This is a genomic window from Pseudoalteromonas sp. SR45-6 (assembly GCF_014163545.1).
In the GTDB taxonomy this organism is placed as follows: Bacteria; Pseudomonadota; Gammaproteobacteria; order Enterobacterales; family Alteromonadaceae; genus Pseudoalteromonas; species Pseudoalteromonas rhizosphaerae.
Window position 1 is genome coordinate 1 of the sequence record NZ_JACJDM010000040.1, and the last position, 15,171, is coordinate 15,171.

The following is a 15,171-nucleotide window of genomic DNA, read 5'->3' on the forward strand; positions in this document are numbered from 1 at the left end:
ACCGCTTACCGCTTACCGCTTACCGCTTACCGCTTACCGCTTCAATCCCTATTAAACTGCAGCTCACATAATTTTTGATAAAGTGGATTACTCGCTAGCAATTGTTGATGAGTACCTGTTGCGATTATCTCTCCGTGCTCCATTACCACAATAACATCTGCATGTTTTACTGTGGCGAGGCGGTGGGCAATGATAAGCGTAGTACGGTTTTGCATTAAATGTTCAAGCGCAGCTTGTACATGATGCTCACTTTGCGCATCTAAAGCGCTGGTTGCTTCATCGAGTAACAGTATTTCTGGGTCTTTTAATATCGCTCTTGCTAATACAATTCGTTGTTTTTGGCCGCCTGATAAGCGCACCCCTTGCTCGCCTAAAAAGCTCTCGTAGCCGTTAGGTAATTGTGCAATAAATTCATCCGCGTGAGCATGCTTAGCGGCAGCATATACTTGTTCGTCGCTTGCATCTGGGTTGCCATAACGAATGTTATGCATCACATCAGAGCTAAATAAAATCGGGTTTTGTGCCACCATGCCCATGCTGTTTCTGAGTGTATTAAGGGATAGATCTTTGATATTAATATCATGAAACTTAATGTCGCCACCAGCAGGGTCATAAAAGCGTTGTAGTAATTCAAATAACGTGGTTTTACCAGCACCTGACGGACCAACGATTGCTACTGTTTGGCCTTGTTCAATCGTTAATGAAATAGTTTTTAAGGCGCTCACATCAGGACGAGATGGATAATTAAAGGTTACTTTATCAAGACTTATGGCTGGAGCGTTAGAGTTGTTATGTAATAACTGATCTTGTGGTGCTGTAGGGTTCGTGATCTCACTTTTAACCGCGAGCAGTTCAAGTAACCGCGCCGCAGCGCCAGCTGCACGTTGTAGCTCGCCATACACCTCCGCAACGGTTGCTACCGACATCGCGACCATAATAGCGTAAAACACAAATGCACCTAACTCACCGCCAGTCATTGTGCCTGCCAGTACATCACTGCCACCTACCCAGAGCATCACGCTAATTGCGCTAAAGGTCAAAAATATTACTGCAGCAATTAAAAATGAGCGCTGTTTAATGCGGCTTTTCGCAACGTTAAAGGCTTTTTCGGTCTCTAGTGCAAAAGCGTGTTGTTCGCGTTGTTCGTGGCTATAGCTTTGCACTACTTTAATATTTTGAATTATTTCTCCCGCATAAGTGCTGATATCGGCAATCGCATCTTGGCTGGAGCTGGCAAGTTTGCGTACTTTTTTACCAAAAATCATCATGGGTACTAACACCAGCGGCACACAGGCAACTACAACTAAAGTGAGTTTTAAGTTAGTAAATAACAACATGGCTAAACCACCGACTAGCATCAGAGCGCTACGCAGTGCCATTGAAAATGACGAGCCAATGATTGATTGCAACAAAGTGGTGTCGGTTGTTAAGCGCGACATTAATTCGCCACTGCGGTTTTCTTCAAAGTAACTCGGGTGCAGGGTGACTATGCGATAAAATACCGCTTTACGAATATCATTACTGACGCGCTCACCAATCCATGACATTAAATAAAAACGGCTGAATGTTCCTATGGCTAATAAGCTGATCAAGCCAATTAGCACGATTATGGCTTGTTTTAATTGTTCTTGAGAGCCCGCAATAAAGCCGTGATCAATAACAAATTTAACTCCTTGGCCCAATGATAAATTAACCCCGGCAGTAACAAGTAATGCTGCAAGAGCTGCAAAAACCACCCATTTATACTGCTTAATAAACTGAAAAATAGGAATTAAACTACTAAAAGCAGCTTTGTCTTTTTGCTCGGTTTTACTATTGCTCATAGTGGATTCTTTTAGATGAATAGGGTATAGATATGGTTACTTAAATCATAATTTCAATAACTAACTAAGGGACTAACCATGACAACTGAAAAAGTAACGGGCGAATTTAACGTTAAACTCAATCCTATTGAAGGTTATGCAAAGGGCATTGATGGCGTAAACCTGGGTCGTATGTCGATTGATAAAACGTTTACAGGTGAGCTTGATGCAACCAGCACTGGCGAAATGCTCAGTGCCATGACCGCAACTCAAGGCAGTGCCGGTTATGTGGCAATTGAACAAGTAGTTGGCACACTTGCAGGTCTTCAAGGCAGCTTTGTGCTGCAACATTTTGGCACTATGGATAAAGGCCAAGATTCATTAATTTTAAACGTGGTGCCAGATTCTGGCAGTAATGAACTTGCAGGCCTTAGCGGAAAAATGGCAATTCGCATCGAAGCAGGTATACACATTTATGATTTTGAGTATCAATTATAAGCGATACAGCCATGCAGAAAATAATTGAGTTTAAAAAGCAGCGTGGCTTTTTTAGAGGCGGTATTGATATTGACGCACTTAATGAGCGAATTTATCAATTAAACCAAGATGGCTGGAAAGTAATAAATGTTAGCGCCTCTACAGGATTATACGGCCAAGTTTATGCATACATCTTACTTATTGAAAATGAAGAACTATAAGGAATATAAATGACGTTATCACTGTGGCTAAGCTTAGTCGCCATTTGTATGATGGGTGCAATGTCTCCTGGGCCAAGTTTGGCTGTGGTGTTAAAACACAGCATTCATGGCAGTATGAAGAACGGCATGTTGGCAGCGCTGAGTCATGGTGTTGGCGTCGGTTTTTATGCTGCAGCATCGTTACTTGGCCTCGGTGCACTAATGTTGCAATTTCCTACTGTGTATCAAGTGTTAGTTTACTTAGGTGCAGCGTACTTGGCATATTTAGGGGTTAAAATCTTATTAGCCAAACCAAGTAATAGTGAGTTAAAAGTGGCTCAGCAAAGTGGCAGTGCAAAACAAGCCTTGCAAGACGGCTTTGCTATTGCGTTTCTAAATCCTAAATTAGCGGTATTCTTTTTAGCCCTGTTTTCACAGTTTATAGATCCTGCCAATCTCAGCTTTAAGGTCGGTTTGATTATGTGCTTAACGGTTTTTACTATTGATACTGGCTGGTATCTGATTGTTGCAGCATTGACAGAGCTTTCAAAGAAGCGCTTTGCTTTTACTAAATCATCCCCATGGTTTGATAAAATATTAGCGGTGATTTTTATTGGTCTAGCAATAAGGGTGGTGCTAATGGTGTAGTTTATTAAACTTAACTAATCCTTACTACTTCCCTTTAAAGCTGTTTTTAGCAATTTCTAATTCACCTGTGTAATAGTGGCTTATGACTGAGTTATTCCGTTAGTCAGTCAATTTATTTTACGTTATCTACATGATCGCAGCACTTCTAAACTAAGTTCCTCACCTTGCTAGCTATTGCCCTTACTGCTGCATACGTATTCATCACACTTATTTTACTTTTTAGTTACACTTTATTGGTTTTATTTTATCCACAATTTCAAAACAAACAGCACACAATTATAAAATCAATAGGGTAGAAAGCTCATGGGGAAATTCAAACTAAGTGCGTTAATGCTCGCAATGTTTGCAGCCAGCAGTGTATTAGCTGCGGTTGAGAGTGACGCGCAAAGTACCGTAAAAAAAACACAACTAGAAGAAGATCTTGAAGTCATTGAAGTGCGTGGCTTTAGTCGTAGTTTAATCCAATCACTTAATCAAAAACGCTTTACTGATACGGTATCTGAGCAGTTATCGGCGGATGACTTAGGTGCTTTGCCTGATGTATCTATGGCTGATGCGCTCACTCGGTTACCGGGGATCTCAGCGGTACGAACCGGCGGGCAAGCGGCAGAAATCAACATTCGCGGTATGTCCGGTGGATTTGTATTTTCAACTTTAAATGGCCGTGAACAGGTATCAACTAGTGGCAGCCGTAGTATTGAGTTTGACCAATATCCGTCTGAATTGATCAGCTCAGCAGCCGTGTATAAATCACCAAAAGCATCGCTTATCGAAGGTGGTGTTGCAGGTACGGTAGAACTGCAAACAGCTAGCCCGCTTGATAATGATCAGCAACATAAGTTTGTGGTTAACGCCAGAGGTATGTACAACGACCGAGCGTCAGAGGTGAACGATGCCACTGAGTTTGGCGACCGCATTAGTTTTTCCTATCAAGGTAAATATCTTGACGATACTTTAGGTGTCGCACTTGGTTATGCTCGGTTATTTCAACCCAGCGTAGCAACACAGTTTATTGGCCTTGCCTATAACGATAATAAAGACGTTGATGGTGTTACAAATGATACTAATGGCCCCGAACTTAAACCTGAAAATGAGTATATCAGCGAAGGTTTTGAGCTTCAGCATTTAGGTGGAGAAGAAACCCGTAACGGTTATATGGCGGCGATTGAATGGGCACCGGTGGATAATTTTAAATTAAAAGGGGACGTGTTTTTATCACGCTTTGATACTGAGTCATTTGCCCGTGGGTTACGAGTGAAATTAGGTGGCCCAACGGCCACTTATACAAACGCTCAGCTAGAGGGAAATTCAGTAGTTGGTGCCTCTGTTAATCGTACTTCAAAAGGCTACACTCGCGTTGAAATTGTCAATGATGATAACCAAGACTTTGATGAAGTAGATAGCTACGGTGTTAACGCCGATTGGCAAGTGACAGAACGTTTAAACGTTAATGTTGATGTGTCGCTGTCACGGGCTAAAAGTAACTTTCGCAATGGCTTATTGTGGGCGTTGGTTGCCGAAGACGCCTCAGCCGAAGAACCTGTGTTAGATAAAAACGTATCAATAAACTACCAACTTAATGGTTTAAATTTACCTGATGTAGGCTTTAATCAAGCGGCTGCATTTAGTGATATCGACCGAGTAATGGTTAGTAAATACGGTATTTACCCTTATCAAAATGAAGATGAAGTAAGCGCTTATCGTCTTGATTTTAAATACGAGCTGAATAACAGCTGGTTTAGCTCTGTTGAATTTGGCGCGCGTTATTCAGATCGCGAATACAGCAATAACCGCTCAGTGTTTGAATACGGTAATGATGGTGATTTTTCAGTGAGTGAGCCGCCACTGCGTTTAACCAATGACATGGTAAATGTCGTTGACTGGGAAGGTGACTTTAGTTATTTCCCATCATATTTGGCGATTGATTTAGACAAAGCGCTTAATGCTTGGTTTCCTGAAGGCGCACCAGAGCCAGTTAAAACTTGGGGTAATGCAGATGGGATAGTTGACTCGCAAGGTTACACCACTAACTACTCATGGACCATGCTACAAAGTGGCTCAGTGTATGAAGAAGTGCTTTCAGCTTACGCCATGCTTAATATTAATACTGAAATTGGTACTATGCCAGTACTGGGTAATATTGGTATTCGCCGTGTTGATACCGACCAATCGGCCACTATTTTAGAAAATGTTAATGGCGATTTATCACTCGGTGCACAAAACATTACCGACAGTATCGGCATCATAAATAAAAATTATTTACCTAATGTACTTGGCACAACTTATACCGATTATCTGCCATCCCTTAATTTAAACTTTCAGCTAACGGATAATACGCAATTACGCTTTGCGGCGGCTAAAGTAATGTCGCGCCCACCGATTAATCGCCTAGCGGGGGACGCCAGTGCGCAGGCTGATAAAACCAGCGGCAAAATTAACGGCTCAAGTACCAATAATCCATTCTTAAAACCATTTTATGCCGACCAATACGATATCTCTTACGAGCATTATTTTGATGAGTCAGATGGTGCGCTAGTGATCGCAGGTTTTTATAAAAACATCGATTCGTTTATCGATACCATCGCCATTGAAGGGTTTGACTTTAAAGGTAATGGTTTTAACGTCCCTGACTATATAGAAAATCCAGTCAGTGGTGAGCAAGTTGCCACAACTAACGGCACTTACACAACGGCGGTAAATAACGCCAATGGCGGTTATATTCGCGGTATTGAACTTGCCTACACGCAAGTATTTTCGTTTTTACCCGCGCCGTTTGATGGCCTTGGGTTTAACGGTAGCTATTCATACACCGAGAGCGAAGTTGAATCTATCACCAGCTTAGGTGGTGAAACGGTTACACAAGGTTTACCTGGTTTGTCTAAAAACGTGTTAAACGGCACTTTATTTTACAGCTTAGATAATTTTGAAACCCGCCTTAATGTGCGTTACCGCTCAGACTTTGTTTCAGAGCAAGTGGCGATCAATGAGCAAGTGGTTAATTTTGATGCCGAGACCGTGGTCGATTTTCAAACCTCTTATCAATTTACAGACTCATTTGGCATGTTGCTACAGGTTAATAATCTTACTGATGAACCAACCCAAAGTTACTTTGGCAATGAAAACATCACCGGTACTACCCAGTACTTTGGTCGTCAGGTTTATTTAGGTTTTACCTATAGCCACTAATAGCAAATTGGAGCATAAATAATGAATAAAATAACTAAATTGACTCATTTGCTATTAGCAGTGAGCTTAACACTACTGTTTGGCTGTGGAGGCTCAGGCAGTAGCGATGTAAAAGCAGGCCAAGCCTTATTGACTTGTGATGTACCGCAAGTCCCTAATGCAGCAGGCACTCAATGTGTTGCTCCTGAGCCTATCTCTTGTGACGCACCGCTGTTTCCAGATGCAAATAATGAAAGCTGTACCAGTGGCTATAACCCCGACTTACCAGACCCAGTGGTATTCGCCGGGGAAAATGAAGCCGTATTATTTTATAAACGTGATAAGAATGAAGGGTACGAAGGCTATCGTTTACACTCTTGGAATACCGACGGCTGTGATGCTTACGCGCCGCCGTTTGATGCCACCGATTGGGCTAATGGCCATGAATATAATGGTGTCGATCCAAACTATGGAGCTTATTGGATTGTCGCGCTAAAAGACGGTTATACCGAGTGCGCTAATTTTATTATTCATATTGGCACAGAAGGTTCAGGTAAAGCCCATGGTGATGTGGATTTAACCATGCCACTGATGCAGGACGACGAGCGTTTTGTACGTATGAACTTTACCTTTGATGGTGAGCCAACAGTATTTGAATACCCAGTAGAAGCGCTTGGCGAACGCCCGGTTGCAATTGACGGTGCATCAGCACACTGGATTGATTTAAATACTGTGCTGTATAAGCCAAGCAATGAGCTTACGCAGATTATTAAGCTGCATTCATCAGCTGCTGCCGATTTGGTTGTTGATGTTGATACTGGCTTAAATGGTGAAACCGTTGAATTAATGGCAACGAGTTTAACCGATGCACAAGCAGCGAAAGTACCGCACTTAACAGATTGGACTGCCTATCAAGGTAATTGGGATGCCGCTACTGCAAAACAACTTATAAAACAACAGCTCGTTGTAGCGGGCTACGATGCAGAAGGCAAGCTACTTGAAGCAAGTTTTGTGCAAACCGCCAAAGCCCTTGATGCACTTTACACCCAAGGTGAAAACGACGCAAATGAAGCCATGCTAGGCGTGCATTATAATAACAATGCAATTGATGTTTCAGTATGGGCACCAACCGCTAGCAATATGATGCTTAATGTATTTGACGCCGATAAAGCACAAGTACATAGCACTGCCATGACGTTAGACAGCAATACAGGTATTTGGTCAGTGAGTTTAGACAGCAAATACGACCGTCATTATTACCGCTATGCGTTTGATGTTTACCACCCTACTACTCAAGCGATTGAAAGTTTATGGAGTACCGATCCTTACTCACTGAATGTATCAAGCAATGGCCTGTATTCGCAGTTGATCAACTTAAATGATGACGATACCAAACCACAAGGCTGGGATGAGCGCAGTGTACCAACAATTACCAACCCGGAAGATGCCATTATCTATGAAGGTCATGTACGTGATTTTAGTATTCGCGATACGTCAGTAAGTGCAGCAAACCAAGGTAAATATTTAGCATTTACTGAGCTTGAAAGCATCCCTATGCAGCACCTTAAGCAACTAGCTGACAAAGGTTTAACGCATTTTCACTTACTCCCTGTAACAGACATTGGCACCATTGAAGAAGATGCGGATAAGCGCGTTGAAATCACTGACACTCTAGGTAAGTTATGTGAGCGAATAGACGATGCCGCCGATGCTTGTAAAATCGAAAATAAAAACAGCATCATTGCTAATTTAATGCAAAGCTACTTTCCGGGTTCTGATGATGCTCAAGCACTTGCCAGCGCGATGCGTGATTTAGACGGTTTTAACTGGGGTTACGACCCGCATCACTTTATTGCCCCAGAAGGTTCGTATGCATCAAGCAGTGAAGGGGTTGCCCGGGTTAAAGAGACACGCGCCATGGTACAGTCACTTCAAGAGATCGGCCTTCGCGTGGTTCTTGATGTGGTATACAACCACACAACCTCATCAGGCATTTGGGAAAAGTCAGTGTTTGATAAACTCGTACCGGGTTATTACCACAGATACAGCGAAGTAACGGGCGATATCGAGCGTTCAACCTGTTGTGAAAACACCGCGACTGAACATGTAATGATGGATAAATTTGTTAGCGATTCACTAGTCATACTTGCTCGCGACTTTGGCTACGATAGCTTTCGCTTTGATGTTATGGGGCACATGCCTAAATCATCAATTTTAGCAGCGCGTGAAGCGGTGCAAGCTGTTGACCCTGACAACTACTTTTATGGCGAAGGCTGGGATTTTGGTGAAGTCGCTAATAACCGATTGTTCACTCAAGCTAAGCAAGCTGATATGGCAGGCTCTGAAGTTGGCACATTCAATGACCGCATCCGTGAGGCTGTGCGCGGTGGGGCTATGTTTAGCAATAACCCGACCGATGGTAATTTAGCAGACCAAGATACTCTGCGTTTATCACTGGCGGGTAATTTACAAAACTATATCCTGAAAGACTTTAAAGGTAATTCGGCAAAAGGTAATAGCTTTAGCTGGAATACTCAGCCGACGGCTTATGCTTTAGACCCTGCTGACAGCATTAACTACGTATCAAAGCACGATAACGAAACCTTATGGGATCAACTGCAATATAAACATGCAACAAGTATGAGTATTGAGCAACGAGTGCGTGCGCATAATATGGCATTAGCAATTCCATTAGTAAGCCAAGGTATCCCGTTTATGCAACTTGGGGCTGATTTACTACGCTCAAAATCAATGGATCGTGACAGTTACAATGCAGGGGATTGGTTTAATGCGGTAGATTTAACGAAAGAAAATAATAATTGGAATATTGGTTTACCTAATGCTGAGAAAAACCAACAGAAATGGCCTGAAATCATTAAGCTCTCAGGTAATCCACAAGCTGCTGCACAGCCGCAAGATATAGCTTACGCAGGGGATGTGTTCCAAGAGTTTTTAGCTATTCGTAGTAGCAGCCCATTATTTAGATTAACCACAGAGCAAGATGTTATTGACCGTGTAGGTTTTCACAATGTTGGTAAAAACCAGCAACATGGTTTGATTGTAATGAGCATTGATGACGGTCAAGGTTTTGCAGATTTAGATAACCAAGTTGACGCGCTCGTAGTAGTAATTAATGCAACTGAGCAAGCGCTTTCACATACAGTACCAACCGCTGCTGGGTTTGAATTACATCCAATACTTAAAAACAGCACCGATAGCAGTATGTTTGGAGTGAGTTTTACTGCCAGTGAAACCGACGGTACATTTACAGTCCCAGCTTATACAATCGCGGTATTTGTAAAACCACAAGGCGAGAACCAAGGTGTAGGCTTAAGTGCGAATGCAACAGTGGGCGCGCCAGACGTAGTGCCTTTTGGCAGCACCACAGTATATGTGCGAGGTAGTTTAAATGATTGGGGCACAGCTGACAGCTTTGAGTATATGGGCAATGGTGAATACCGTATCGCTATTACTTTAACTGCGGGAGATTATGAATTTAAAATTGCCTCTGAAGATTGGTCGAGTGTGGATTTTGGCGCGCTGTCTGATGCTGATAAAGCAGTGTTGGAAAATCAAACCGAGCCTTTAATGCGCAGTGGCGCGAATATGACCTTTAATGCCGCAATTGATGCAACTTATGTATTCTCGTTTGATGCCAGCGATAAAGACAATCCAACGCTGAGAATTTATAACGAAGAACGATTCGTTGGCACGCCTGTATTTGTTCGTGGCAGCTTAAATGAATGGGGCACCAGTGATGAGTTAATCTATCAAGGTAAAGGCGTTTATACCTTTACTAAAATACTCAGTGTAGGCAGTTATGAATTTAAAATTGCTTCTGAAGATTGGGATACCGTTGATTATGGTTCCGGTGAAGCGGATGCAATCGTAACCGTTGCCGAAGATAAGTTATTAGCTGTTAAAGGCGCTAATATGACGATGGATGTTGCAACCGAGGGCGAATATCAGTTCATTTTTGATGCCAGTGATTTGAATGCACCCACGCTGAGTGTATTTAATGCGCAAATGTTTGCAGACACTCAAGTTTACTTACGTGGCAGCTTAAATGGCTGGGGTACCGACAACCCCCTAATCTATCAAGGGAATGCTATTTATAGTACATCACTTGATTTAGATGCCGGTGATTATGAGTTTAAAATAGCCTCTGAAGATTGGAACACTGTGGACTACGGCGGGGTAGGCGATGCACCAATAGTTAATATTAACGAGATAATGTTGCTTGAAGTGATAGGTGGCAATATAGCGCTGAGTATTACCGAATCAGGTAATTACACGTTTAAAGTGATTGGCCCAGATAAGGACAATATGAACCTACTTATTACTAAACAGTAGTGATTATATTTTCCTAGGCTTAAGCTGAGCATAACCCTGTATGCTCGGCTTTTTTAGTGCCTACTTATTTAAAATTGCATTAAAAGGCTTAACTTGAACTCGGGTGAATGTTTTTAATGCACTGATTTTAAACATTTTTATTTAACTTAAATTGTTTACGGCTATACATAAATAGCATGATGCCAGGAATGTATAAAATAACAGATAGCAGCAGCGTGTTTAGCCCCGCAGCATATACTAGCCATAGTCCATAAATACTGGCACCAAAGCCCATCAGCTTAATAGCAACAGAAAGCTTTTTTGCAAAGGCTACTTTTACCATGTAAGCGGCCACTAAAAAGTAAGGCACTAATATCATGGACGTAGAAACAAGAACTAAAGTGTTATAGCTTTTACCGGTAAATAAAATAAGCACTAAGCAAAGTTGCACAGTTAGGCTGGTTAAGGTCAGTGATGCAATAGATGTCCCATTGCTATTTTGTTGCTTAAATATGTTAGGAAATGCGCCATATTTGGCTGCGCTGTTAGGTACTTCTGCAGCATAAATAATCCAACTTAAATAAGAGGCTAATACAGACACAATAAGTCCCGCGCTAATAATAACTTTACCACTGGTCCCTGTTATCATTGCCATAATACCTGCCATTGAAGGGTTACTAAGCTCAGTAATATTGGCCTGACTCATTAACCCAAATGCCAACATAGTGATGGCTATATATAAAATTAGCGCAGCAATCACGCCTATAAATGTGGCAAGGCCTATGTCTTTACGGTTTTTAGCTCGAGCGGAAAGGACTGCCGCACCTTCAATGCCAGTAAACACCCATAAAGTAATTAGCATAGTGTTTTTTACTTGTTCAATAAAATCAGTTTTCACGCTGACATTACTTTGATTTGCTTTAAATATTGCAGGGTCAAAGTACGCGTAAGCAAAGCCTATAAATAATAATAAGGGTATCACTTTAGCTATGGTGCCAAGTAGGTTTACAAAAGAGGCTTGCTTAATGCCTCTAACAATAATGAAATGCACAGCCCATAAAATAATAGATTCACCGATAAAGGCTGCAAAAGTATTACCATCGCCAAATAGAGTGCGTTCTGGGGTATCAATAAATGCACCTAAAGCAGCAAACGCCACAACTAAATAACCAACAACACCAATGGTGGCACACAGCCAATAGCCCCATGCAGATAAAAATCCAGCAAGCTCGCCAAAACCTTCTCGGGCATAAATATAAATACCGCCATCAAGTTCAGGTTTAGCGCGAGAGAGTTGCAAAAAACATCCAGCAAGTAGCAAAATACCAACACCAGTAATAAGCCAGCCAACTAATACTGCATTTACGCCCGCAACTTCAGCCATATTTTGTGGCAAACTAAATATACCCGCACCCACCATGGCGCTAAATACCAGCGCGGTTAGCGCTACTAATCCAATTTTATTTTCTTTCATTTGACTGCTTATACTGTGTTAATTACTAACCTTTTAAAGGCGCAAAGTGATGGTTTAATTGGGCTATATGCTCAGGTCCAATACCACAGCAACCTCCAATTAGGGTGGCGCCTTGTTTATGCCACTTTTTAGCCCACTCTAGATATGAAAGAGGGGTTAGATCTTCTCGTACTTCATCTAAACCTTCGTTAGCCGTAGCTTCTTTAGTTTGTGGTGCAAATGCATTCGCATACGCACCTATTTGTACGTGCTCTGCCTGCAGGTCTTTTAAAACATCTAAGGTTACGGTTAAAGCATGCTCAATAACCTCTGGTTGGCAGCAGTTAAATAAAATGCCCGTTACCTTTGCATTTAGCATGGCAGTTACTGCATCTTTTACAGATTCTCCTGAGCGCAGAGTTGCTTGATTACTTGGTTGTTCATCTTCAAGGGTAAAAGCAACCCATACCGGTTTTTGGTTGTTGCAGATCTGGTTAATTAACGTGTTTATATCTAGCGCTTCTTGAATAAGGCTTTGCGTTTCTATTAGCCATAAATCAGCATAAGGCGCTAAACCTTCGATTAAAGGCGTTGCGATACGACTAAGTTGATCTGCTTGGTATAAATCTGGACGATAAGAGCCAAACATAGGTGGTAAACTGGCTGCTATTTTAGTTCCTATATTATTTTGTATCACAGCGTCTTTTGCGGCTTGGCCAGCTGTTGCAGCAAGTGATTTGGCTGATTGTGCAAAGCGCTCTTCACCAATGTGAAAAGGTACTAACGCATAGCTATTTGTGGTAATAATATTGGCACCACTTTGAATAAAGCTATTGTGTGCTTGGGTTACTTTTTCAGGCGCCTCTATTATGGCAAGCGCAGACCACTCCGGCTGTTGAAAGGGAGCGCCAATGCGAGCGAGCTCTCGGCTCATGCCGCCATCAAGTAAAGTTAAGGTGTGAGTTGTCATTGCGCTTCCTCTGTATGAGATAATCTTGCTGTGGATGTTTAGACGTCTATAGATCCGATTGCGAGAATATAGAACACACGACCTGTTTAAACAACCCTTTGTGTTAATCTTTTAGGTTTATTGGCAATACTTGGTAATAGGTTAACAATTTAGCTAAATTGCATTCAACTCAGTGATCACGTAATTTAAATGTTTAATCAAATTAAGAGTAAGCTATGAGTACCCCTATTTTAAAAAGTGCTAAATTCGACTCTAAAGTAAAATCATACTGGGTAGTGCTTGGAGTTATCACTTGTGTATTGTGTTTGGTGGGAATTCCATTTATCCCATTCGTCGCTTTCATTATCTGGCTGGTGGCAGGGCGAATATTGGCAGCTATGTCAGCTAACTTATTAGAGCGAAAGCTAGTTGTTAAGCGCGGTGTATTTTTCAAAGAAGAAAAATCCATCCCACTTGAAAAAATAACTGACGTCGGGTTAAGCCAAGGTCCACTGATGCGCTTGTTTGGTTTGTACCGCTTGAGTTTTGAAACCGCAGGTCAGTCTGGTCATGGCGCATTAGTATCGTTACTTGGGGTAGTTGATGCCAGTGAGTTTCGCGAGGCAATCTTAACTCAAAAAGATAATCTAACCGCACAGCAGTCAACTACAAAATCGGCTGATCATGAACCACAAAGCCAAGTTGAGCTAATACGCGCACTTACTTACAGTGTGAAAAATATTGAACAAATGTTAGTGACAATGCTGGATGATAAAAAGTGAGAACAGCTTTATATTATACTGTGTTGTTTAGGTTGTTCTCCCCCCACATTACAGTGCCTCTTAACCTCTTTGTGAATAAATCACGTAAAGATTTTTTGTACAAAAACCGTGACTATTAAGCAAATAAGTCATTATTTTTTGGGTGTGATAACGTAAGGCCAATATCTGAACTTTTTCATTAACAGCAAGGGTCTTCTTTTGTTTTAACCCTCCCAAAGTGTCTTATGCTATTAGCTCAAATTATCTCTAAACCTCTTGCCTTGTACCTTTTACGGGTGTAATTTAAAGCGGTTTTATCTGAAAAGGATGCAGCTTTATTAGGGGTCAAAGTAGTTGATTTCTAATAGGACTCTAATTTTGTAGCATATATTTGTGCTACACAAACACATGGAGAGAAGTTAAATGGCTAGTAAAGAGTCAACCGCAGTGATTTGGATGTTGTCAGATTCATTTATCTTAAGTGTGATGTTACTAATCGGTGGTTTTTTAGGTAAAGCTATCAGCCCATTCCAAGTTGTCTTTTTGGTTAATGTAATTGCAGCTTTTGCGGCCATTATATTATTCTCGAAAGGCAAATGGGAAAATATCAAACCCCAAAAAATGAAGCTACATATTTTCAGAGGACTGCTTGGTGTTAGTTCAACAATATGTTTGTTTTATGCTCTGCAATATCTAAGTTTAGCGGAAGTAACCGCGATTAACTTTTTTGTGCCACTTATAACGTCCATTTTGTCGGTGTTTATCTTTAGAGAAAAACCAAAAGCCTATGTCTATATCGCTATTATTTTGAATTTAGCTGGAGTGATGATGCTGCTTTCTCCAAAACTAATGGCGAGCCAAGTAACGCAGCAAAACCTCTATCTAGGATTGATCTTTGCACTGTCAGCGGTAGCTATTTTAGTCATTTATAATATTAATTTAAAGAAAATAGGCAATGCAGAGAAAGTTGTGCCTCAAATGGTTTTTGCTCCCCTCTATTCGGCGATTATCTTATTACCCGTCGCTATTTTTGTGTGGAAACCTTTAGGTACAAATAGTGCTCTACTAATTATGCTATATGGTGGGCTCCTTATTACTAAACTTGCAGCACGTTTTTTCGCTTTTAATAAAAGTGACTTATCTAAGCTAATGCCGCTTGAATATGCGCAAATTCTATTTTCTAGTATTTTGGGCTACATTTTTCTTCAACAAACTCAAACTTTATTGGGTATCACAGGCATTGTATTGATCGTGCTATCAAGTATCGCTCATGTTTTATTCATGCACTTTGAGAGGAATAGCGACACTAAGAATATGAAAGGAATTACCAATGATTAAAGTCGTAACGCAAAAATTCCGGCGATCGAGTGATCGCCGGGCTGTT

General features: G+C 41.4%; 10 protein-coding genes. 7 read left to right on the forward strand and 3 right to left on the reverse strand.

Annotated elements, in window-relative coordinates:
- Window positions 1–41 precede the first annotated feature (41 nt).
- A complete protein-coding gene (locus tag H5158_RS15840; RefSeq protein ID WP_182740409.1) occupies window positions 42–1,823 on the reverse strand; it encodes an ABC transporter transmembrane domain-containing protein in 1,782 nt (593 codons plus the stop codon).
- Window positions 1,824–1,901: 78 nt separating this feature from the next.
- On the opposite strand from H5158_RS15840, the gene H5158_RS15845 reads away from it, so the two are divergent.
- The 5 genes from H5158_RS15845 (at window position 1,902) to H5158_RS15865 (ending at window position 10,645) form a co-directional block, all read left to right on the forward strand.
- Complete coding sequence (locus H5158_RS15845) at window positions 1,902–2,300, forward strand: DUF3224 domain-containing protein (RefSeq protein WP_145241975.1); 399 nt, start codon at window positions 1,902–1,904, stop codon at window positions 2,298–2,300.
- A gap of 11 nt (window positions 2,301–2,311) precedes the next feature.
- Window positions 2,312–2,500 (forward strand): hypothetical protein, encoded by a 189-nt coding sequence (locus tag H5158_RS15850; RefSeq protein WP_145241973.1) that lies wholly within the window; start codon window positions 2,312–2,314, stop codon window positions 2,498–2,500.
- Window positions 2,501–2,509: 9 nt separating this feature from the next.
- Window positions 2,510–3,127, forward strand: a complete 618-nt coding sequence (locus H5158_RS15855; protein ID WP_145241971.1) for a LysE family translocator — start codon at window positions 2,510–2,512, stop codon at window positions 3,125–3,127.
- 303 nt (window positions 3,128–3,430) lie between these two features.
- Window positions 3,431–6,313: a TonB-dependent receptor gene (locus H5158_RS15860; protein WP_182740410.1), complete on the forward strand. Its 2,883-nt coding sequence runs from the start codon at window positions 3,431–3,433 to the stop codon at window positions 6,311–6,313.
- A gap of 21 nt (window positions 6,314–6,334) precedes the next feature.
- On the forward strand, window positions 6,335–10,645 hold the full coding sequence (locus tag H5158_RS15865; protein ID WP_182740411.1) for an alpha-1,6-glucosidase domain-containing protein: 4,311 nt from the start codon (window positions 6,335–6,337) through the stop codon (window positions 10,643–10,645).
- Between the two features lie 127 nt (window positions 10,646–10,772).
- Here H5158_RS15865 and H5158_RS15870 read toward each other — a convergent pair whose 3' ends face one another.
- Together H5158_RS15870 and H5158_RS15875 are read right to left on the reverse strand one after the other, a co-directional pair.
- The gene (locus tag H5158_RS15870) at window positions 10,773–12,098 is read right to left on the reverse strand and encodes a basic amino acid/polyamine antiporter (protein ID WP_182740412.1); all 1,326 of its coding nucleotides are present in this window, start codon (window positions 12,096–12,098) and stop codon (window positions 10,773–10,775) included.
- Between the two features lie 25 nt (window positions 12,099–12,123).
- Window positions 12,124–13,047, reverse strand: a complete 924-nt coding sequence (locus tag H5158_RS15875) for a homocysteine S-methyltransferase family protein (RefSeq protein ID WP_182740413.1) — start codon at window positions 13,045–13,047, stop codon at window positions 12,124–12,126.
- 215 nt (window positions 13,048–13,262) lie between these two features.
- Here H5158_RS15875 and H5158_RS15880 point away from each other — a divergent pair, with 215 nt between their 5' ends.
- Both H5158_RS15880 and H5158_RS15885 read left to right on the forward strand, forming a co-directional pair.
- Window positions 13,263–13,808, forward strand: a complete 546-nt coding sequence (locus tag H5158_RS15880; RefSeq protein ID WP_182719217.1) for a PH domain-containing protein — start codon at window positions 13,263–13,265, stop codon at window positions 13,806–13,808.
- Window positions 13,809–14,210: 402 nt separating this feature from the next.
- Complete coding sequence (locus H5158_RS15885; RefSeq protein ID WP_182740414.1) at window positions 14,211–15,125, forward strand: DMT family transporter; 915 nt, start codon at window positions 14,211–14,213, stop codon at window positions 15,123–15,125.
- Window positions 15,126–15,171: the final 46 nt, after the last annotated feature.